This window comes from Alphaproteobacteria bacterium LSUCC0719 (assembly GCA_040839025.1).
Classification (GTDB): domain Bacteria; phylum Pseudomonadota; class Alphaproteobacteria; order Puniceispirillales; family Puniceispirillaceae; genus UBA8309.
The window spans coordinates 64,856-84,039 of sequence record JBFPJN010000004.1 but is presented as its reverse complement, the minus strand read 5'-3'; the positions used below and the strand labels follow the sequence as shown (position 1 = coordinate 84,039).

The window sequence follows — 19,184 nt, the reverse complement described above, 5'->3', positions numbered from 1 at the left end:
CAGGGACCGGATATGACGATGCTGGAGTCTGTTGGCGGCCAGTCGGCTGTTGTAAAGACGGGTGAAGACCCACAAGTGAATCTGACACCGGATGCCGAAACGCTGGCGCTTTTTGCCGGGTTGTTTGCGATGCTGCAGACACCGGACGAGGCGGTTGATGGTGAACCGTCTGACAATGCGTCGCCTGACAATGTGTCGTCTGAGCTGTCCGCGCTTGCGGCTGGTGGAGGCGCGACTGGTCACCAGTCTGAATTCAATGATCTGCCAGCCGCCGCGAGGTTGATGCTGGATGGTGGCCAGGCTGCCGCCATGCCATCGGAACAGACCGGCATCACACAAACAGCGTCACTTGCCAGCCTGCTGATTGCCGCAAAATCCCTGTCCGAGGGCGCGGATCAGTCGATGGCCCCAGGCCCCCAGACAGCGCAGGGTGCCGATGGGGATGCGCCTACCAGCATCACAACCGCAAAGGCCATTCTGGCGCGCGCCATCGAGATCCTTGATGACATCGACGGCAGTTCCGATCAGGTGGCAGCGGATGATCTGGATCCGGAATTGAACTTGCTGGCCCCTTCCGGTCAGCTGCCAGCCACGGGTGATGATCAGGCCGCCACGGAAGCCGCAAACAGCGTGACTGTCCAGCCGGCACCATCCGAGGATTTTATCGGACCGATGCCGGCCATGCCTGTTGTCAGCGGTGTGGTCCGGATGATCACACAGCAAGCCCCTTCTGATGAATTTGTCGGGCCGATGCCAGCCATTCCAGCTGGTGAGAATGCAGCCCGGATCATGACACAGCCGGCACCGTCCCCCGCCTTTGTTGGGCCGATGCCGGCTATGGTGCTACCCGCCACAGTTCCGCCAACCACAGTTCCACCCACCACAGTTCCACCCACCACAGGGGGGCCTGTTCAGCTGGTTCCACAGCCGGCACCATCACCAGCCTTTGTCGGGCCGATGCCGCTTCAGCCGGTGCCGCTTGCTGGCCAAGATGGCATGGGCCTTGGTCAGGCTGGATTGGGCCAGGCTGGATTGGGTCAGGCTGGATTGGGTCAGGCTGGATTGGGTCAGGCTGGATTGGGCCAGTATGGGTCTTGGCGGCCGGATGTCGCGACGCCGGATGAGGGTGGTGAGTCCCTGATGCCGAAGCGGGATATCTTCGATCAGAAGGGGGGCGCCGGTCCTGGCCTCGACCAGATAAAATCCCGTCAGGAGATGGTGATGAATTCGGGGCCTCGGTTCGGCCCTGCCGGCAACCAGATGGTGTCACCGGATCTGGTGCCACGTGATCTGCGCGCCCATGCCGAACAAACGGCGATGACGGGTGGTCATTCATCTTCTGGCCCTTCGGCATCCGGTCCTTCGGCATCCGGCACGTCATCATCGAGTGGTGCGGCATCATCGCAGACTATCGCGGCAACAGGACAGGGCGGCGGACAGACAGGTGGCCACAGCCAGTCCGGTCAGGGTGGCGGTCAGGCATCATCATATGGGTTTGCTGATACCGGGACGTCGCGTGATCTGACGGATCGTGCCATGCTGCACCGTCTGAATACCGCCAATGCCGGTTGGTCTGACACTATGATCAAGCGTCTGACATCGGATCTTCGGTCTGGCGTGCAGACAGTACGGATCATCCTCGAGCCGCGCCATCTTGGTCGTCTGAATGTCGATCTTGGGCTTCGTAACGGCAAGGCGTCGATCCGGATTGCCGCTGAAACCGCCGAGGCCGCAAAGCTTCTCGGCAGTGCGCGCGGTCAACTTGGACATATGTTGGAGCAATCCGGCATGCGTCTGGCCAGTTTCCAGACAAGCGCCGGTGGCCAGGATGCGTCGATGGATGGTGGTGCCGGACAGCAGGGGCATGCCCAGCCTGATGGCGATGGTAAAAACACTGGTGGTGATAAAGGTTTTCCTAATAAAGTAACCTCTGCTGATGATAGTATCTCCCAAGCTGATGACGGTCTGGAAGATCAGGGCCACGCCCCGCGAAAGGGTGAAACCGCTGTGTTGAGCATTTTGGCATAGACAATGCATTGGCTTGATCGTGGATCTGTTCGGCGGCTGCGGCTGTACCCGGATTCTCGATGTGTAACGAAGGAAGTGACAGATGGCTGACAACGAAGCAGAACCAAAGGCAGGCGGTGGCCTGATCAAGAAACTGGCGATTTTCGGCGGTGGCGGCATTCTGTTGATCGCCATTGGCCTTGGCGTCGGCTATTTGGTGTTTGGCAGCGCGCAGCCCGATCCTTCGGAAGAGATTGAAGAGATCATCGAGCGCAAGATGCAGGAGCGCGAGGAGGCCGAAGCCGCGGCAGACAACTCTACCGACCCGACCAAGCAATCAAAGGACACGCCGGTAGAAGAGGTGTTCGAGACCATCTATCACGAATTCCCCGGTACCTTCACAACAAACCTGGCAGGATCGCGCAAGATGCTGCAGCTTGGTATTGGCGTGTCGACGCAATATGACGATACGGTGATGATGAATGTCGAGGCGCACCAGCTGGCGCTGCGGTCGATTATTCTCGGTGTGATCAGTGACTTCACCGAGGAAAATGTGAAAGGCGCAGCCGGACGCGAGGGTCTTGCGGCTGCCTTGCGGGACGCCATCAATGCCAAGCTCGAGGCGCTTGAAGGCTTTGGCGGCGTCGAGGAAGTGCATTTCACCTCGTTCGTGTTGCAATAGGAAAAGGGCAGAGGTGTAACCGTGGCATCGACCCGCAAACTGAGCAGTGATGAAGTCAACGCCCTGATCGACGGGCTTGGCAGCGAGACCGACGCGCCATCATCGATCATGGATGGCGATGATGTTCGTCCGTTCCAGTTCGGCTCTGACGATCTGTCGCTTCTTGGCGACTATCACGCGCTGCGGATCATCAATGAACGGTTTGCCAGGCTTGCAAGGTCGGTATATCTGCCGATGTTGCGGATCCAGCCACGTATCTCCTCGTTCCCGCCGGAGGTGAAAACCTTTGATGAATATACGGCTGGCATCGAGAATTTCATGAGCCTGAATATCAGCCGTATTGAAGAGCTTCGTGGCAACATGCTGACCGTCATGGCACCAAATTTCATCTCGGTCCTGACAAACAGTTATTATGGCGGCAAGATCACCGCCCTGCCGACGAAGAAAACCGAATTCACGGCAACCGAGGAGCGGATTATCGAGCTTGTCACCGATGGGCTGAACGAGACGCTTCAGGTGGCGTGGCGCGATCTGATGCCGATCAACATCACCTATCAGAATCGCGAAATCAATCCGCAGTTTGCATCCTTTGTTGACGGGGCAGAGCTTGTCATCATCTGCTCCTTCGTCGTGCAGCTTCCCGATACAGACGCTGCCAGCTTTGACGTCATCTATCCGCTGCAGACGCTGAAGCCGATTGCCGCGCAGCTGCGTTCGCGTCTTCAGGCGGATGTTGCCGAGGATGACCATACCTGGCGCGAAAAAATGGAGCGCGCGGTTCTCAATATTCCCCTTCCGGTGACGGCGCGGCTCTGCCAGCCGGTGGTGTCGATGTACAAGCTGATCAATATGCAGGTTGGCGATACCTTCCCGATTACGATCGGCGAGGGGGTCGAGGTGCGGATCGATACTGAAGACGCCTTTATCGGGGATCTCGGCGAAGTCGGTGGCAATGCCGCTGTCAATCTTAAGTCGCGCCTGAGATAGCGGCGCTGGCCCAGAAAGGAACGGACCATGTCTGACGAAACCGAAGTGGCCGAAGAGACCACCGAAACCACCATGGATACGGAAACCGCGTCACGTGTCAGCGCCGAAAACATGCGGCTGCTTGAAAATATCGATGTTGCCCTGACGGTCGAGGTTGGCAAGGCGGAGATTAAGATTCGTGATCTGCTGCGCCTGAATGAGGGTTCGGTGATCGAGCTTGACCGTCTGGCCGGCGACCCTCTGGATATTCTGGCCAATGGCACGATGATCGCCAAGGGCGAGGTGGTCATGGTCGGTGAGCGGTTCGGCATTCGCTTCACGGAAATCGTCGATCCGGCAGCGCGCATGGAGTCGATCTAGTCGATCTGGCCCGGATGCCGGTCTGTCGATTTTTTGACCAGCTCCGGCGCCATGGCGCCCGCCCGATGTCAGGAATCTGCCAACCAGGCTTTTTCAATGCTGGCATCTGACATCAGCAGAAATATTCATAAATAAAATCAATACTTTGACCGGCCAACCTATGGTGGCTGGCAAATTTGGCACGCGGTTTGCCTTTCTCGTGACGGACGCGTCTTCGAGGGAGTGTTGCCATGCCAGTCCAGCCTGTGATTTCAATGGACCAGATCGTCACCATCGTGGCGTTTCTGCTGTTGCTGTTTGTGTTGATGTGGGTTGTGAAACGGCACCGTGGCGGCATTGCTGGTCGGTTGAACCCCGCGAGGCGGATGCAGCATCTCGAGGATTTGTCGCTGGCACCAAGCCAGAAACTGCATCTGATCGAAGTGGATGGTCGGACCTTTCTCGTGCATGCAGGAAAGGGCCATGCCGCCAGCTTCATGGCTGTTGACGGAACACCGCCGACAGATGAGCAGGGCCCGGCTGTACCCCGCCGCAAAACAGCCTCAGGCGAAGCAAAAACTACCACATCCGAACCGGCTAAACCGAAAAGCGCCTTCGCGGCTGCGATTGCGCAGGCGCGTCGCAACAATCCATCGCTGAGGCTTGGCAAATGATCTCTTCCCTTTTTACAGGCCGGTCCGGCCTTGCGCTGGCCGTGATTGGCGCAGGCCTTTATCTGGCGACACCGGCGCTGGCGCAGGTTGCCGGCATTCCCGCGCTGAATATCAATGAAGGCGCAAACGGTTCGACCTATTCGCTGTCACTGCAGATCCTGGCATTGATGACAGCGCTGACGCTGCTGCCGTCACTGGTCCTTGGAATGACGTCCTTCACCCGAATCATCATCGTATTGTCGATCCTTCGTCAGGCGATGGGCACGCAACAGACGCCGCCGAACCAGGTTCTGGTGGCGATCGCGCTGTTCCTGACCTTTTTCATCATGGCGCCGACATTCTCGACGCTGAACAGTGATGTTATCTCCCCCTATCTTGACGGGCAGCTGCCGGCCGAGACCGCGCTGGTAAACGGCACCGAGGTGATGAAGCGGTTTCTCGTGCAGAACACAAGGGTGAACGATCTTGTGATGTTCACCGAAATGGTGGGTGACCAGCCCTATGCCTCGGCTGAGGATGTGCCGCTCAGCGTGCTGCTGCCGGCGTTCATTACGTCCGAGCTGAAGACGGCCTTCCAGATCGGGTTCCTGCTGTTTCTGCCCTTTCTTGTGATCGATATGGTGATTGCCTCGATCCTGATGTCGCTTGGCATGATGATGCTGAGCCCGATGCTGGTGGCATTGCCGTTCAAGCTGCTGCTGTTTGTTCTTGTCGATGGCTGGGCGATGACCGTTGGTTCGCTTGTCGCAACCTATTCGGTCACCTGATGGCATTCCGTGAAAGGATCGGATGATGGATTTTGATTCAAATGTCGAATTTCTGAGGATCGCCTTCTGGCAGATCATCATTGCCGCCGGGCCGTTGCTGGGGGTGGCGCTGGCGGTTGGTCTGCTGATCGGTATCATCCAGGCTGCCACGTCGATCAACGAAATGACGCTGAGCTTTGTGCCCAAGCTTGTCATTGTGATCCTGACCTTTGGATTGATGTCGAGCTTCATGCTGGCGCAGCTGTCCGATTACTTCCATTTCATCTTCGACCAGATCACGCAGATCAGCTGAGGCGCCAATGCTTGGTATGGCGACAACGGAATTGATGAAGCTGCCGGGACTGGATATGCAGTTCGTGACCGGGCTGCTTTTGCAATATTTCCTGTCCAGCCTGCGGATCGGCGCCTTTCTGTTGTCAGCGCCGATTTTCGGCGCGCGGTGGCTGCCGCTTCAGGTCCGGATTATCATGGCCTTTACCCTTGCCGCCGCAGTTATCGGCGACGTTCCCGAAATCAGCGCCGATCTGCTGACATCGTCAATTGGCATCTCGATGATGTTCATCGAGATTGCCGTCGGATTGACAGCCGGCTTGACCCTGACCATCTGGTTTTCGGCGGTTCTGCTCGCCGGAGAGAAGATCGCCTCTTCTGCCGGCCTTGGTTATGCGGCCCAGGTTGATCCGTCGACAGGTGGCCAGACCCCGGTTGTCAGTCAGATCCTGTATCTGTTTCTTCTTGTCATCTTTCTGTCTGTTGACGGGCATCTTCTGGCCATCGGTACAATGATGGAAAGTTATCGCATCCTGCCCGTCGGTGCGCCGGTGGCCCCGGAGGTTCTGATCTCTTCGGGAATCACGGCCGCCAGCTCGATGTTTCTGGCGGCGACAATCATCATGTTGCCGATCACCACAGTGCTGCTGATGATCAATGTGGCGATTGGCATCATCACCCGGTCCGCGCCGCAGCTGAACCTGTTTTCCTTCGGCTTTCCGATTTCACTTCTGGCGGTGTTCCTGATGCTGTTCTTCTCGGCTGGCGCCTTTGGCACCAGTTCGCAAAGCCTGATCGATAGTGCGCTGACAAGCCTTCAGGGCCTGATAGGAGGGTTGGCCAATGGCTGAAGAAAATCAGGACGGTCAGGAAAAAACCGAAGAACCCACCCAGCGGCGGCTGGAGAAAGCCGCCGAGGAAGGGCGGGTTCTGACCTCCAAGGAGGTGATGGTCTTTACCACATTGGCGATGGGGCTGGTCCTGTTCATGGCGCTGGCACCGCTCTTTGCCAACGGGCTTGATGCCTGGGGGTCACTTTTCAGGATTGATTCCGGTTTCAACCTCGACACGCTTGGCCTGGTCAAGGTCCGCCATGCGTTCTGGCTGCTGATCCTGGCAACGCTGATCATCGGGGTGCCGATGATTATTGTCATTCTGTTGACTCAGGCGGCGGTTGGCGGGCTGAATTTTGCTGCACAGGCGATGAATTTCAAGGGTAACCGGATTGATCCGATTGCTGGACTGAAGCGCATGTTCTCTATGAAGGGGCTGGTTGAACTTGCCAAGTCGGTTCTGAAGGTGGGATCGCTGTTTGGCATCGGGGCGCTTGTGATCTATCAGCAGCTTCCGCAACTCGTGTTCCTGTCGGCAAGCTCGCTTGGCCAGGGTGTGACGCGCGCGGCGCAGGCCTTTCCCTATCTTGTCGGCGGTCTGCTGATTGCGCTGTTGGTGATCGCCGCCATCGATTTCGCCTGGCAGAAGCATACGCATACACAGTCCCTGCGCATGACATTGAAGGAAGTGAAGGATGAATCAAAGCAGACCGAGGGTTCGCCCGAGGTGCGCGCGAAGATTCGCCGGATGCAGTATCAGCAGGCGCAGGAAAGTTCTCGTCAGCGCGAGGCGCTTGACAGTGTTGGCGACGCAACAACGGTGATCACCAACCCGACACATTTCGCGGTGGCGTTGAAATACAGCGCCGGCCAGGCTGGTGCGCCGGTTGTCCTGGCCATGGGGCGTGGGCAGATGGCCCTGCAGATCATCGAGCGGGCCAAGGAATCGCGGGTGCGGACTCTTCACATTCCAATGCTGGCCAGAGCGCTGTATTTCACCAGTGAAATCGGCGGCGAAATTACAGAAGGTCTGTATAATGCGGTGGCGGTTGTGCTTGCCTATGTGTTTCGTCTGGACAGTGGTGAAACCATGGACATGCCCGATCTGACATTGCCGCCCGAGCTGCAGTTTGACGAGAATGGTAATCTGGAAGCAGGAGAGGTCTGATGGCACGAAAGCGCAAAGAGCGTAGCCTTGGCGAGATGATCAGCTCGGTCTGTTTTTATGGTGTCGGGCTGTATTTCCTGCTTGAAGGCTCATTGGCGCGCGATGAAGGCGCGCCGCTGTATATCTCATTGGGGTTGTGGCTGTCGGGCATCGTCTGTGTAATGGGCGGCGCACGCTTCATTATTTCCGATGTGGTTGAAAAACTGCGGGCGAGGCGGCAATGAAAGCACCGCAACCGAACTGCTTTGAATGCAGGCATCACTTCATAACGCATGAACCGAAACGCCCCTACGGGTGCCGAAGATTCGGTTTCAAGGGGCCTTTCCTGCCATCGCGCATGGTATTTCAGGAAACTGGCATGAAATGTGCTTACTACGAGTCGAGCCAACGTGCCGATACAGGGCGGGGGCCAACCGGATCTAACGGGAGACTGGCATGACCACCGAGTACAATGCGGTGCAGGAAAGCATCAAGATCGCACTTGATGCTGCCGACGCTGCCACCGACGTGACGTCTGAATACAACAAGACCAAGCGTGAGCACAAAAAGCTGGAGGCATCTGTGAAAAACGTCCATCGTTTCTCAGTCATCATTTTTTCATGTTCGATGGTGGCGGCAGTTGCAGCGTTGCTCTTTGCCGCGCTGATCTATTTCAAGACCATGTCCGAACTCGACACCATGACCACGACAAGCCGTGAGGCGCTGGTGGTCTTTGCCGAGAATGTGGACGGGGTGAATGACTCGCTCGACAAGATGCGGGTGGCCCTGGAAACCCAGCAAAAGCTGGTTGGCCAGAACGAAACATTGATCAACGAGTTGGTCGGTCTTCGCGATGTCATCTCACGGTCGAACGAAACAATGATGTCGGGCATTCAATCCACATCCTCGGCGATCACGGACAGCAACAACCAGATGGCCTCGTCCATCACAACCGGAATTGCCAACGAGCTGGGGGCCCAGACCAACCGCATGGTCAAGGAACTGAACACCCTGTCATCGGCGAACGCCAAGGCGTTGAGCGAGATGTCGAAATCCGTTTCCGACACCAAGGGTCTGGACAGGCTGGCCGAGAATCAAAAGAATATCACCCGGTCGCTTGCTGAACTGGCAGCCCAGAACACGGAAATCATGCGGCTGTTCAACGAGCGTGACAACCGCGTCAGCTACCCATGACCAGCATCCGTGACACTGCGATCAATGACGCCATCGGGGCGTCATTCTGCGGGTTGACGGGCCGGTCCGGGCATTCGACCAATTACGCAATGGCATGAACCGGTATGGCACAGCAGGACCAAGCACAAATGACTGATCAGGCGGATGCCGCTGCTGCTGCCGCTGCTGCTGCCGCGGCTGTTGCGGCAGACATCGACGCCATCTCTGCCAGACAGGACGGCGCCCCCCATTCGAGGGAAGCTGACGGTCCGGCATCAGGCAAACCTGCAGATGCGCCGGCCGGTGGCGATGCCCAACCCAACACATATCTCCTGATCAAGGAACTACGATCCATTTCGCGGGCACGGTCGCTGCGCCTGCAGGCAGAAGATCTGATCATCGCCATTGATGGCCAGCCTTACCAGGGCGACATCGATACCTTTCTCGATATCATGTTTGAATGTGATCCGGAAAACGGTGTCGTGCTGTCGATCTGGCGCGGTGGCATCATTTTCAATGTGATGGCACGTGGCCCGCTTGGTTGTGTTCTGGAACATTGCAAACCTGAACTCGCCGAACAGGCGACAAAGGATTTTGCCGATGTGGTCGTCGAGCCAAAGGAAAATTACGCAACCTTTGAGGTGCTTCGCGATATCTTCCGCAACTGTATCGTCCTGGATACCCGGCTGTCGCCATCGGCGATGTTCTTTCCACCGCTCTGGTGTGTCCAGAACAGATTGTGGGAAGTGCTGATCGCAACCTTCCTTGTCTATGGCATCACCCTGGCTGTGCATTGGGTACTGTTCGTCATAGCCTATGTGTTGCTGTCGATCTATTTCAAGAAGGCTCATCTTGTTCTGCGGCGCAGCTTTGCAATGATGCGAGGCCGTCATATCTGGCTTGTCCTTGCCGTCAAATCCGAACTCGAGGCGCAACGTCTGTGTCGCCAGATGGACCCGAAATCTATCTTTGTCCCTGATCTTGTTGGCCCGCCCGTGACTGACGAGCCGCCAAAGAAACGCCGTCGCCGCCGCGGCAGCATCTAAGTCCCGCGCGCGCTTGTCCGGCGGTTTTGCCGTTTGTCAGTCTGGCGGACCTCCTCCATACTGTCGCCACGCGCAAGCTTTGCAGGGCGAACATGCAGTATCATTCCTCCCCCGAACCAGTCACGGATGGCGCTGTGCATGTCCGGTTTGACCAGGCGCTTCTTGTCTGGTTGAAAATCAGTCTGCTCAGTTTCGGGGGGCCGGCTGGGCAGATTGCCGTGATGCACCGCCTGCTTGTCGAAGAGCTGAAATGGGTCAGTGAAAAGCGGTTTCTGCATGCGCTGAATTTCTGCATGCTTCTTCCCGGCCCCGAGGCACAGCAGCTGACCATCTATCTTGGCTGGCTTTTACACCGGGTGCGCGGTGGGGTTGTCGCCGGGGTGCTGTTTGTCCTGCCGGGGGCGCTGATTGTCCTTGGACTCAGCATGCTTTACGTCAGCTATCAGCAAACCATGGCGATGGGGTCCATCTTTTTCGGCATCAAGGCCGCGGTGCTCGCCATCGTGGCAACCGCGCTCTGGCGTCTTGGCGGACGGGTGCTGCGGCATGGTCGGCTGGTTGCCATCACCGCCGCGTCCTTTCTTGCCAGCTTTGCGTTCGGCGTGCCATTCCCATTTGTCATTCTGGGGGCGGCACTGGGTGCGCTGATCTGGCGGGTGCCGACCGGTGCTGCTGCGGATGGTCCAGCTGACGGTCCGGCTGATGACGTGGCTGAGACAGGTGATCAGCGGATCATTGACTGGCGTGTTGTCGGCCAGTCTGCCTTGTCGACCAATCATGGCGCGCTGCGGGCAGCGCTGGTCTGCGGCATCCTGTGGCTGGCGCCGGTGGCAATTCTCTATGGCTGGCTTGGTGCCGGTCAAATCTATGTCCAGCAGGGATTGTTTTTCAGCCAGGTGGCGGTGGTGACATTCGGCGGTGCCTACGCCGTTCTGTCCTATATGGCGCAGCAGACTGTCGGCCATTATGGCTGGCTCAGCGCAGGTGAGATGCTGGATGGTCTTGGCATGGCTGAAACCACCCCCGGTCCCTTGATCATGGTCACACAGTTTGTCGGCTTTATCGGGGCCTATCGCAGCCCCGGCACGCTGGATCCGATGCTTGCCGGCACTCTTGGGGCGCTGGTCACCACATGGGTGACGTTTGCGCCCTGTTTTCTGTGGATCTTCCTTGGCGCGCCCTACATCGAGGCGCTGCGTGGCAACAGGATGCTTGCGACCGCGCTGACAGGGATTACAGCTGCGGTCGTCGGTGTTGTTCTGAATCTTGCCATCTGGTTCGGGCTGCGGGTGATGTTTGCCAGCCTTGTCGAGGTCGAGGTGCCTTTCACCGGCGGCGTGATGCAGCTGCCGGCACTGGCAAGTTTTGATCCGCTGGCAAGTGCCATCACCGTCAGCGCCTTTGCCGCCATCACCATATTCCGGGTCGGCATGATCAGGGTGCTGGCGACAAGCGCCTGTCTGGGGCTGGCTGCGGGATCGGTCGGGCTGGTCTGATCTGATCTGACCTGGCCAACCCATTCCGGTCCCACCCGTGAAACGGGTTGATCAGTAGTTGATTTCGATCTCGATCCGGCGATTGACCGCCCGGCCACGCGCCGTGTCATTCGACTCAACCGGCTGTGACTCGCCAAAGCTGACGGCCTGCATACGGCCTGCCGGTACCTTGCCGGTATCTTCCAGCGCCTGCACAACGCTGGATGCGCGTGCCGCGGCAAGATCCCAGTTGTCGCGGAATTGCGAGCCAAAGATCAGCGGCACATTGTCGGTATGTCCGGACACAGTGATTTCGCCAGACCCGGCTTCATTGACGCCGGCAATTTCCTCCATGATCTTGCGGGCGGCTGCTGTCAGCTCGGCAGAGCCTGACGGGAACGCACCACCGGCACCAACGGTGATGATCACCTTGTCTTCCTGTCGGTCGACAGCAACCAGTCCCTGGCCAATCTCCTGGCGGAGGGCAACCTTGAGATTATCCTCGGCAATCTCGGCTTTCTCGTTGGATTCCTTTTGCTCCTGCGCTTCGGCCTGTGCCTGGGCAGAGGCAGCACTGCTTGACTGCATGGCGGCTTCGGCTGCCGCTGCAAGCTGTGCCAGTTTCTGTTCAATGCCGCCAAACAGAACGTCCTGCTCTGCCTTGCCGGTGGCCTCCTTGGCCTTTTCGATAGCCGCCAGTGTTTCCTGGAGAAGATTGGGAAGTTCTTCGTCCTTGGCCTCGGTCGGGGTGAAATTCACGACCACGTTCTCGCCCAGAACCTCAACCTCGATATCACCGCGGGCGATGGCATCCTGAAGCGCCTTGACGACCTCTTCGGCAGCGTCATTTTCGCCACCATCCTGGTCCTTGTCACGCTGCTTCACCTCAAGGTCCGGCTTTGTGACATCTGTTGTCTGTTGCGTCATGTCATTGGTTATAGACGGCGAGGGAGACGGGCTGAAATTCAGCGACAATACGGTTGTGCCCTTTGGCGGTTCAACAATCGGAACCACCTTCTGCACACCAAAGGCGTTCTTCAGCGATCCCGAGATCTGCTTGAATTTCGGGACGTTGAATTCGGCGAATGACAGAATCAGAACGAAAAAGGCCATCAGCAGCGTCGCCATATCGGCGAAGGTGGCCATCCATGCCGGCGCGCCAACGGGCGGGCATTTCGGGCATTCCTGTTCTTCCTGCTCTTCGACTTCTTCGTTGGTGGCGTCGTTCATGACTTGCTCTCCGGTTCCATCCAGCCATCGGCGGCGGCGGCGCGGGCCTGACTAGATCAGGCCGCGGCGAGTTTTTCCTGCAGCTTCGGCGGCAGGTTGGACAGAAGCTGATCCTGAATGTTACGTGGCGACTCGCCGCGTGCGATATTGCGCAGCCCCTCGACCACCATTTCGCGGTACACGGATTCATAGGCGGTGTAGCCCTCAAGCTTGGTGACCATTGGCGCAAACAGGATGTTGGCGACAAAGGCACCGTAAAGGGTGGTCAAAAGCGCCACCGCCATCGCCGGGCCAATCGCCTTCGGGTCGGCCATGTTGCCAAGCATCAGAACCAGTCCGACCAGGGTGCCGATCATGCCCATTGCAGGCGCAAGATCGACCCACGCCTTGATCACGCCCTGGTTTGCTTCATGGCGCTGTTTCATGGATTTGATTTCCTGCTTCAGCTGCATGGTCAGCTTGGCCTCGTCGGCGCCGTCCACCAGCATCTGCAATCCCTTTTCAAAGAACTTGTCGGGAACTTCCTGTCCCTCAAGCGCCATCATGCCGTCTTTTCTGGCAATGCCGGCAAGGTCGACCATGCGCTCGATCATGTCGTCCATTTTCTTGACCGGTGGCAGGAATGCCTTGGCCATGACACCGAAACTTCCCAGGAAAACAGGAAGTGGCGCCGTGTACATGACGGCAAAGAAGGTACCGCCAAACACGATCAGGATCGATGCCACGTCGATAAACGGACCGACGCCGCCACCCGAAATCATCGCGCCAAGGATCATGCCGATGGCGCCAAGTAGGCCAATAAGTGATGCTAAATCCATGATGTCACTTTCCCTTTACATGCGCATGCGATGGTAGGCGTAGCAAAATCCGTACCAAAGCGGCCACCGCCGCCACAGGAGTTTGCAGGGAACATTTCTTTAATATCTGTTAAACTATCATCTCAGCGCGGCGTTGGCGATGAAGATTGGCCTCTGAAAGGCGGACTTATACAACTTTCCCAAGTCGGGGATGGTGCTGAAGAAAAGGTAAGGGGATGAGCATGCGACTGGCAGGACTGATTCTTTGCGTCGGACTCTGGCTGCCCTCATCGGCTGCCTTTGCCGCCAATTTCATGGCACGTGACCATCTTGTGGTCGATCTGAGGCATGGTGTCGAATGGCTCCGGTGTTCGGTTGGTCAGGTCTGGAACGGGACAGGCTGTACCGGCAACGTCATAACGCTTGATCATGAACAGATCGAACAGGCAATCCAGCAGGCCAACGAACAGCTTGGTGGCAGCTGGCGTCTGCCTGATCTTGAAGAACTCGAAGGGCTGGTCTGTCAATCCTGTGGCACACCGATGATCGATGCCGAGATGTTCCCGGGGACATCGGGCGAGCCTTACTGGACCGGGCAGACCAACAGGGTCGCCAGCAGATTCTATTTTTCAGTCAATTTTCTGAATGGATGGACCTATGGCCGCTTTCTGCCGAGTAAGCAGCTGGCGGTTCGCCTGGTTCGGGATCGTCGCTAGCCCGGCGCGTTTCCAGCTTCCACAGCACAATCTTGATGATCAGCCCGGCAAGGCCGAGGGCGCATATGGCCAGCGCGGCGCGAAGCGGTGTCACCATCTGCAGATAATGCAGCTTGTCATCGGCAACCAGCGCAAAGATTGCCAGCCCGACCGTGCTGGCGACAAAGAACCGGATGACCTGGCAGCGATGGCAGGTTGTGCCGCGCGCCGGGCGTTGACGTGACAGAGTCAGCAATGGTTCATCCCTTCAACTCGTGATCGGCAACTCGTGATCGGCAACTCGTGATCGGCGGCATCCGTGGCCGATGCAGACCGCAGCCGTCTGCCTATTCAAAACATATGCCAAAATAGCGCCGCGCGGTCAAAAATCGGCGTCTGATTCTTGACAGCCCCCGCACCATGAATGGAGACAAGTTTATTAACTAATTATTAATATTAGTTAATTTTGTCTGAATTCTGACAAATGCGCTCGTCAAATAGATGTTTTGTATTGGCGATTTCGTCTGGCCATCATCCTTTCAAGAAGTGCAAAGCACGGGAGGACGAAATGCAGATGATGCCATCATTACAGGTCAAGCAGAAGCAGGCGCTTGTGATGACCCCACAGTTGCAGCAGGCGATCAAGCTGTTGCAGATGACGAATCTCGATATCTGCAACTATCTTCAGGATCAGGCCCTTGAGAACCCGTTCCTCGAGGTTGAAAGTGGCCCGTCCCACGAAATCGCCAGCGATCTTGGCCCGGCTGACGGGGGTGATATGCCAGCCGCAGATCAGACCGCTGCCGCATCAAGCGAAACATCCGGTCTCGATCATGACATGTCGGGCGGCGCTGCTCTTGGCGACGATCCGACGGCCAATACCGATCTTGAAAACCGGTTTGGCTCGCAAGGGCTGGATTTTGGCCATGCCCAGCGTGGTCGTCCGGCGGACATGGATTGGGACGCGCTTGCCAATATCGCCGAGCAGGGCCCGGAAAGCCTGATGGAATGTGTTCTAAGACAGATTGATCTGACGGTTTTCGATCCACGGCAACGGGTCATCGCCTATGCTCTTGCCGAGGCGCTGGAGCCGACAGGCTGGCTTGGCCGTGATCTGGGCGAGGTGGCCGCCAAGTGCGGTGCCGAGGAACCGGAAGTGGAGGTGGTCCTCGACCTTGTCCAGAGACTGGAACCCGAAGGCGTCTTTGCGCGTGATCTTGCTGAATGTCTTCGTATTCAGGCGCGTGAGCGTGACCTTCTCGACCCGGTGATGGAGGTCGTGCTTGATAATCTGCAGATGCTTGCGAACGGTGATATCGCGCAGCTTGCCCGTCGTGCCGGCGCCGCACCGGAAGACATTGCCTGCAGTCTGAAACATATTCGTGAATTCAATCCAAAGCCTGGTGAGGCCTATGAATCCGCGCCGCTTCGTGTTCATGCGCCCGATGTCATTGTCACCCGTGGCGAAGATGGCTGGATTGTCGATCTGAACCGGTCAACCCTGCCGGCGCTGGTGATCAATGAGGATTACGCCGCGCAGATCGGTAAATCGGCGCGCGGCAAGGCCGCCGAGGCGGGCGCGCAATTCGCTGCCGAGGCTCTGGGTTCGGCCCGCTGGCTGCGCCGGGCACTGGAACAGCGCAACAGCACGACATTGAAGATTGCCGGCGAGATCGTGCGCCAGCAATCGGCTTTTCTGACCGAGGGGCTGTCGGCGCTGAAGCCGCTTGCCCTCAAGGACATTGCCGAGGCTGTCGGCATGCATGAAAGCACGGTCAGCCGGGTAACAAGTGGCCTGCTGATGGCAACGCCAAAGGGCTGTTTCCCGCTGAAATCACTGTTCAGCGTATCCCTTGCAACCGACGAGGGCGACGCACGCGCGGCGGCTGCGGTTCGCAACATGATTGAGTCCATCATCAAGGGTGAAACCGCCGGCAAGCCTCTCAGCGATGACGCCATTGCAAAGCTTGTTTCCGACCGCGGGGTCAAGCTGGCCCGCCGGACGGTCGCCAAATATCGTGAAATGATGCGGATTCCGTCTTCATCCGAGCGTCGCCGCCGGGCACGGCTGGCTATGGCGGGATAATCCTGAAAACAGGGCCGGAGCCGGCGGCCCCGAAACAGCGTCTGAAATCTGGTTGGACGGCCGGGATGAAGAGTGATTGCCGGACAATCTTGTCAGGCGACCCCGGCAGACGATTTTCCCGGGTGATATTCCCGGGCGATCTTGGCGGAAATGTTCTAGAGGAAACTGTGAAGTGGCCGCCGATAGCTGTCTGCGGGATGATCGGCATCGTCAAAATAGGTGACCTCGATCATTGGCAGTGCGCTTGTCGCAGGCGATGGCTGGCCATCGGCACTATCCGTTTCGTCGATATCTTCAAGATATGGTTCGTCTCTGGCGATCAGCTTGTCCTGCATCCTGTCCTCCCATAGCGGTCGGATCATGGTTGCAAGTCTCATGCCATCGATGCGATGCCGCGAAGGAAGCTGTCATGTTCCTTTGGCATGTCGGCAAGCGTTTCAAACAGCACCTCGGCTGGAAAACGCCGCAGGATTGTCGGGCCTTCGGCAACTGCCGTCAGATCCCATGGCACACGTGCCAGAACCTCGGGAATGCCGAACATTTCATTGTTGCCGAATTGTCGCTTCACGGCATGGCCGTCAAGGTCCAGCACCTGAATGATTCCCGCCTCAACAAGGAAGAAATGCGTTGCCATCTGGTTGGGCCGGAACAGGGCCTCGCCATGGAAAAGTGATATGCGGGAGACAGTTGGCATCTGGTATCAGCCCACCAGGCGCCGCTGCGTTACTTCAGCGGCGATTGAACGTGACAACGGCCAGGCAAGCCGGCCCCCCTGTCTGATGGCAGCTTCGAGGCGCTTCAGGGGTATAACCCGCAATTCACACGCCGTAACGGCGTCGACCGTCGATTGATAGTGATCAAGCGCCAGCGCCTCGCACAGGCTTGGCATGTCGCCGGCACCAAGATGCGATCCGTCCGAGGATCGCGCCTCGCCGGATTGCAGCAGAAACAGCAATGACGTCGGTTCGCCCGGGGCGATGATGACGCGCCCAGCCTCGACCATGCGTGATGCGCACGCATCACGGTCGATCAACGGCAACAGAATGTCGTGCATGACGCGCCTCCTCACCACTGAGACGACGCTGTGGGGGAAATGTTAGCCGGATAGCCCTGTTACCAGCAGTTATTTTGGAACATGCCTGTCACGAAGAAGCTCGATCATCGCCCTGGCATGTTCATCCGACATGCCAAGCTGCTTCTGCATTTCGGCGATTTTCTGCATTTCATCCTCGGTGATCACGCCATCGCTGAGCGCCGAGACAATTTCCGCCTGGAACATTTCCTTACGACGGGAAATCTGGTTTGAAAAGGCAGAGGCGACGATACCAGTCAGCAATGCCACGACACAGACACCCATCACCGCGGTAACGGCACCGACAAGCTTGCCGATCGGTGTGATCGGTGACACGTCACCATATCCGACAGTGGTCAGGGTGATGAGCGACCACCACATCGTTGCCGGGATCGAGGAGAAATTGTCCGGCTGCGCCTGACGTTCAACGACATACATCAGCGAACTTGAGGTGAACAGCGCGATACAGAAAAGATAAAGGGCAGCTCCAAAGGCGCTGCGTTCCGAGCGGATGGCCGCGATCAGATCCTCAAGCGCCGACGAGTAGTGCGAGATTTTCAGAAGACGCACCAGACGCAGCACCCGAAGCCAGCGAAGATCGACCTCGCCAAGAATGAGCGGCAGCAGGCTTGGCAGAATCGCAATCAGGTCGATCAGTCCTGTAAAGCTGAAAATATATTCAAGCCGCCGCCCTGTTGCCGAGCTGTAGCGACTGGCTTCATTGGCTGCCATGCTCCAGATCCGCAGCAGATATTCGGTGCCGAAGATAGTCACGGAAATCATCTCGAAACCGAAGAACAGGTCGCCATAGGCGGCGCTGAGCGAGTCGATGGATTCCAGAGACACCGCCAGCAGGTTCAGCAGGATCATTGTCGACAGGAACCTGTCGCAGATCAGGCTTGTGCGATCATTGCCGCTCGATCTGCTCAGAATCTGGAGCATCCTGCGTTTTGTGATGACGACCCCCGACATTCGCACTCCTCCCCGGATCCCAGCTGGATCCCAACCGCCCAATCACGCTGAACCCGTGTCGCTGACGCTATCATAGGCACGCCAGTATGGTCGTGAAAAGAGCAGGGTTTTGAAAAGCAAAAAGGGTGGAGAGGGATAATCAGCGTTGGCTGAGATCTTCAGCCATCTCGGCTGTTTCTATACAGCGGTCGGCAAAGGCCATGGTGGCGGCGCGTCCATGCAGGTAATACATCCGCATCAGCCCAAATCGGGCGGCCGCATAGGCAACCGCCTCGGGATCGCGCCGGATTCCGGCAACCATATTCAGCAGTGCCTCGACATTGTCACGAATCGCTTCAAGCCGCGCGATTTCCGACTTTGTCAGTGTCTTGTAGTCACCGGGATCGCTGGGCTTGCTGGCGGCTGTCGGCAGATAGATAACGTCACCCATTGGCTGTTTCCACCTTTTCGTCCGGGCAGCGTACCATCTTGGCGCTGTAGGCATGCGGCGCCATATTGGCCTGGCTTTCGACGATGCGCAGCGGAATAATCCGGTTGGCGTTGATCCGCACCGCGGTGTTGCGCAGCTTGATCAGCCCGTCCTCAAACGCCCCGTCATGAAACAGACGCACCCCGGTGATAACGCGGCATCCTTCCAGCTGCGCGGTGGTGCTGTCCATGAAGGCGACCTTGTCGCTGCCTTCCAGTGGTGTGGGCGGCGGCGGCGGGGGGGCGTCAGGCATGGCTGTCTTCGGGGCCAGAACCGAACCATCGGGAAGTTTGCTCTCGAAATCGATCACATACATGTTGCACGCGCCAACGGACAGCAGCATGCCTGCCATGATGATCGTTTTCGTCAGGATGCGCCCTGTCATCTCTGTCTCCGCTGGCCATTGAAAGCTGTGCGAGGCCAAAATGACCCGACATGCTCCAATGACGATAACGACGCGACA

Annotated in this window: 24 protein-coding genes; 15 read left to right on the top strand and 9 right to left on the bottom strand. The window is 57.7% G+C overall.

What is annotated here, in order from left to right; translation table 11 throughout:
• The first annotated feature begins 18 nt into the window (after positions 1–18).
• The 13 genes from AB3X55_08985 to chrA all read left to right on the top strand — a co-directional run bounded on the left by AB3X55_08985 (position 19) and on the right by chrA (position 11,421).
• Entirely contained in the window at positions 19–2,028 is a 2,010-nt protein-coding gene (locus AB3X55_08985; GenBank protein ID MEX0503715.1) for a flagellar hook-length control protein FliK, read from the top strand.
• Between the two features lie 82 nt (positions 2,029–2,110).
• Positions 2,111–2,689, top strand: coding sequence for a flagellar basal body-associated protein FliL (fliL, locus tag AB3X55_08980; protein MEX0503714.1), 579 nt, complete (start codon positions 2,111–2,113; stop codon positions 2,687–2,689).
• Between the two features lie 21 nt (positions 2,690–2,710).
• Positions 2,711–3,676, top strand: a complete 966-nt coding sequence (gene fliM, locus AB3X55_08975; protein MEX0503713.1) for a flagellar motor switch protein FliM — start codon at positions 2,711–2,713, stop codon at positions 3,674–3,676.
• Between the two features lie 72 nt (positions 3,677–3,748).
• Entirely contained in the window at positions 3,749–4,036 is a 288-nt protein-coding gene (gene fliN / locus AB3X55_08970; protein MEX0503712.1) for a flagellar motor switch protein FliN, read from the top strand.
• A gap of 230 nt (positions 4,037–4,266) precedes the next feature.
• A complete protein-coding gene (locus AB3X55_08965) occupies positions 4,267–4,689 on the top strand; it encodes a flagellar biosynthetic protein FliO (protein MEX0503711.1) in 423 nt (140 codons plus the stop codon).
• Entirely contained in the window at positions 4,686–5,456 is a 771-nt protein-coding gene (fliP, locus tag AB3X55_08960) for a flagellar type III secretion system pore protein FliP (GenBank protein ID MEX0503710.1), read from the top strand. Before AB3X55_08965 ends, fliP begins: the two co-directional genes overlap by 4 nt.
• A gap of 25 nt (positions 5,457–5,481) precedes the next feature.
• Positions 5,482–5,748 carry a flagellar biosynthesis protein FliQ gene (gene fliQ / locus AB3X55_08955; GenBank protein ID MEX0503709.1) on the top strand — a complete coding sequence of 89 codons (267 nt, stop codon included), beginning with the start codon at positions 5,482–5,484 and terminating at the stop codon, positions 5,746–5,748.
• Positions 5,749–5,755: 7 nt separating this feature from the next.
• A complete protein-coding gene (gene fliR / locus AB3X55_08950) occupies positions 5,756–6,577 on the top strand; it encodes a flagellar biosynthetic protein FliR (protein MEX0503708.1) in 822 nt (273 codons plus the stop codon).
• A complete protein-coding gene (locus tag AB3X55_08945; protein ID MEX0503707.1) occupies positions 6,570–7,727 on the top strand; it encodes a flagellar biosynthesis protein FlhB in 1,158 nt (385 codons plus the stop codon). Before fliR ends, AB3X55_08945 begins: the two co-directional genes overlap by 8 nt.
• Entirely contained in the window at positions 7,727–7,951 is a 225-nt protein-coding gene (locus AB3X55_08940) for a hypothetical protein (GenBank protein MEX0503706.1), read from the top strand. Before AB3X55_08945 ends, AB3X55_08940 begins: the two co-directional genes overlap by 1 nt.
• Before the next feature lie 211 nt (positions 7,952–8,162).
• The gene (locus tag AB3X55_08935; protein MEX0503705.1) at positions 8,163–8,900 is read left to right on the top strand and encodes a hypothetical protein; all 738 of its coding nucleotides are present in this window, start codon (positions 8,163–8,165) and stop codon (positions 8,898–8,900) included.
• A gap of 128 nt (positions 8,901–9,028) precedes the next feature.
• Positions 9,029–9,925, top strand: a complete 897-nt coding sequence (locus AB3X55_08930; GenBank protein MEX0503704.1) for a hypothetical protein — start codon at positions 9,029–9,031, stop codon at positions 9,923–9,925.
• 92 nt (positions 9,926–10,017) lie between these two features.
• Positions 10,018–11,421 (top strand): chromate efflux transporter, encoded by a 1,404-nt coding sequence (gene chrA, locus AB3X55_08925; GenBank protein ID MEX0503703.1) that lies wholly within the window; start codon positions 10,018–10,020, stop codon positions 11,419–11,421.
• Positions 11,422–11,472: 51 nt separating this feature from the next.
• Here chrA and AB3X55_08920 read toward each other — a convergent pair whose 3' ends face one another.
• Together AB3X55_08920 and AB3X55_08915 are read right to left on the bottom strand one after the other, a co-directional pair.
• Positions 11,473–12,630 (bottom strand): flagellar motor protein MotB, encoded by a 1,158-nt coding sequence (locus AB3X55_08920; protein MEX0503702.1) that lies wholly within the window; start codon positions 12,628–12,630, stop codon positions 11,473–11,475.
• Positions 12,631–12,686: 56 nt separating this feature from the next.
• Positions 12,687–13,448 carry a motility protein A gene (locus AB3X55_08915; GenBank protein MEX0503701.1) on the bottom strand — a complete coding sequence of 254 codons (762 nt, stop codon included), beginning with the start codon at positions 13,446–13,448 and terminating at the stop codon, positions 12,687–12,689.
• Between the two features lie 221 nt (positions 13,449–13,669).
• On the opposite strand from AB3X55_08915, the gene AB3X55_08910 reads away from it, so the two are divergent.
• Entirely contained in the window at positions 13,670–14,143 is a 474-nt protein-coding gene (locus tag AB3X55_08910) for a DUF1566 domain-containing protein (GenBank protein MEX0503700.1), read from the top strand.
• Here AB3X55_08910 and AB3X55_08905 read toward each other — a convergent pair.
• The gene (locus tag AB3X55_08905) at positions 14,061–14,378 is read right to left on the bottom strand and encodes a hypothetical protein (protein ID MEX0503699.1); all 318 of its coding nucleotides are present in this window, start codon (positions 14,376–14,378) and stop codon (positions 14,061–14,063) included. The genes AB3X55_08910 and AB3X55_08905 overlap by 83 nt on opposite strands.
• A 318-nt stretch (positions 14,379–14,696) precedes the next feature.
• On the opposite strand from AB3X55_08905, the gene rpoN reads away from it, so the two are divergent.
• Complete coding sequence (rpoN, locus tag AB3X55_08900; protein MEX0503698.1) at positions 14,697–16,208, top strand: RNA polymerase factor sigma-54; 1,512 nt, start codon at positions 14,697–14,699, stop codon at positions 16,206–16,208.
• 155 nt (positions 16,209–16,363) lie between these two features.
• Here rpoN and AB3X55_08895 read toward each other — a convergent pair whose 3' ends face one another.
• The 6 genes from AB3X55_08895 to AB3X55_08870 all read right to left on the bottom strand — a co-directional run bounded on the left by AB3X55_08895 (position 16,364) and on the right by AB3X55_08870 (position 19,106).
• Positions 16,364–16,570, bottom strand: a complete 207-nt coding sequence (locus AB3X55_08895) for a hypothetical protein (protein MEX0503697.1) — start codon at positions 16,568–16,570, stop codon at positions 16,364–16,366.
• Positions 16,571–16,581: 11 nt separating this feature from the next.
• Positions 16,582–16,902 (bottom strand): cyclic nucleotide-binding domain-containing protein, encoded by a 321-nt coding sequence (locus AB3X55_08890; GenBank protein MEX0503696.1) that lies wholly within the window; start codon positions 16,900–16,902, stop codon positions 16,582–16,584.
• A 6-nt stretch (positions 16,903–16,908) separates the two neighbouring features.
• On the bottom strand, positions 16,909–17,262 hold the full coding sequence (locus AB3X55_08885) for a cyclic nucleotide-binding domain-containing protein (GenBank protein ID MEX0503695.1): 354 nt from the start codon (positions 17,260–17,262) through the stop codon (positions 16,909–16,911).
• Between the two features lie 69 nt (positions 17,263–17,331).
• Complete coding sequence (locus tag AB3X55_08880) at positions 17,332–18,252, bottom strand: potassium channel family protein (GenBank protein MEX0503694.1); 921 nt, start codon at positions 18,250–18,252, stop codon at positions 17,332–17,334.
• A 139-nt stretch (positions 18,253–18,391) separates the two neighbouring features.
• Positions 18,392–18,682, bottom strand: coding sequence for a hypothetical protein (locus tag AB3X55_08875; GenBank protein ID MEX0503693.1), 291 nt, complete (start codon positions 18,680–18,682; stop codon positions 18,392–18,394).
• Positions 18,675–19,106, bottom strand: a complete 432-nt coding sequence (locus AB3X55_08870; protein ID MEX0503692.1) for a hypothetical protein — start codon at positions 19,104–19,106, stop codon at positions 18,675–18,677. The genes AB3X55_08875 and AB3X55_08870 overlap by 8 nt, the downstream gene beginning before the upstream one ends.
• Positions 19,107–19,184: the final 78 nt, after the last annotated feature.

Coding starts and splice junctions, on each gene's coding strand:
- AB3X55_08895 (MEX0503697.1), bottom strand. CDS start 16,570: ATGATCCGACCGCTATGGGAGGACAGGATGCAGGACAAGCTGATCGCC.
- AB3X55_08910 (MEX0503700.1), top strand. CDS start 13,670: ATGCGACTGGCAGGACTGATTCTTTGCGTCGGACTCTGGCTGCCCTCA.
- AB3X55_08915 (MEX0503701.1), bottom strand. CDS start 13,448: ATGGATTTAGCATCACTTATTGGCCTACTTGGCGCCATCGGCATGATC.
- AB3X55_08945 (MEX0503707.1), top strand. CDS start 6,570: ATGGCTGAAGAAAATCAGGACGGTCAGGAAAAAACCGAAGAACCCACC.
- fliQ (MEX0503709.1), top strand. CDS start 5,482: ATGGATTTTGATTCAAATGTCGAATTTCTGAGGATCGCCTTCTGGCAG.
- AB3X55_08890 (MEX0503696.1), bottom strand. CDS start 16,902: ATGCCAACTGTCTCCCGCATATCACTTTTCCATGGCGAGGCCCTGTTC.
- AB3X55_08930 (MEX0503704.1), top strand. CDS start 9,029: ATGACTGATCAGGCGGATGCCGCTGCTGCTGCCGCTGCTGCTGCCGCG.
- AB3X55_08940 (MEX0503706.1), top strand. CDS start 7,727: ATGGCACGAAAGCGCAAAGAGCGTAGCCTTGGCGAGATGATCAGCTCG.
- AB3X55_08920 (MEX0503702.1), bottom strand. CDS start 12,630: ATGAACGACGCCACCAACGAAGAAGTCGAAGAGCAGGAAGAACAGGAA.
- fliP (MEX0503710.1), top strand. CDS start 4,686: ATGATCTCTTCCCTTTTTACAGGCCGGTCCGGCCTTGCGCTGGCCGTG.
- AB3X55_08880 (MEX0503694.1), bottom strand. CDS start 18,252: ATGTCGGGGGTCGTCATCACAAAACGCAGGATGCTCCAGATTCTGAGC.
- chrA (MEX0503703.1), top strand. CDS start 10,018: ATGCAGTATCATTCCTCCCCCGAACCAGTCACGGATGGCGCTGTGCAT.
- AB3X55_08935 (MEX0503705.1), top strand. CDS start 8,163: ATGACCACCGAGTACAATGCGGTGCAGGAAAGCATCAAGATCGCACTT.
- fliL (MEX0503714.1), top strand. CDS start 2,111: ATGGCTGACAACGAAGCAGAACCAAAGGCAGGCGGTGGCCTGATCAAG.
- fliN (MEX0503712.1), top strand. CDS start 3,749: ATGGATACGGAAACCGCGTCACGTGTCAGCGCCGAAAACATGCGGCTG.
- rpoN (MEX0503698.1), top strand. CDS start 14,697: ATGATGCCATCATTACAGGTCAAGCAGAAGCAGGCGCTTGTGATGACC.
- AB3X55_08985 (MEX0503715.1), top strand. CDS start 19: ATGCTGGAGTCTGTTGGCGGCCAGTCGGCTGTTGTAAAGACGGGTGAA.
- AB3X55_08965 (MEX0503711.1), top strand. CDS start 4,267: ATGCCAGTCCAGCCTGTGATTTCAATGGACCAGATCGTCACCATCGTG.
- fliR (MEX0503708.1), top strand. CDS start 5,756: ATGCTTGGTATGGCGACAACGGAATTGATGAAGCTGCCGGGACTGGAT.
- AB3X55_08885 (MEX0503695.1), bottom strand. CDS start 17,262: ATGCACGACATTCTGTTGCCGTTGATCGACCGTGATGCGTGCGCATCA.
- AB3X55_08870 (MEX0503692.1), bottom strand. CDS start 19,106: ATGACAGGGCGCATCCTGACGAAAACGATCATCATGGCAGGCATGCTG.
- AB3X55_08875 (MEX0503693.1), bottom strand. CDS start 18,682: ATGGGTGACGTTATCTATCTGCCGACAGCCGCCAGCAAGCCCAGCGAT.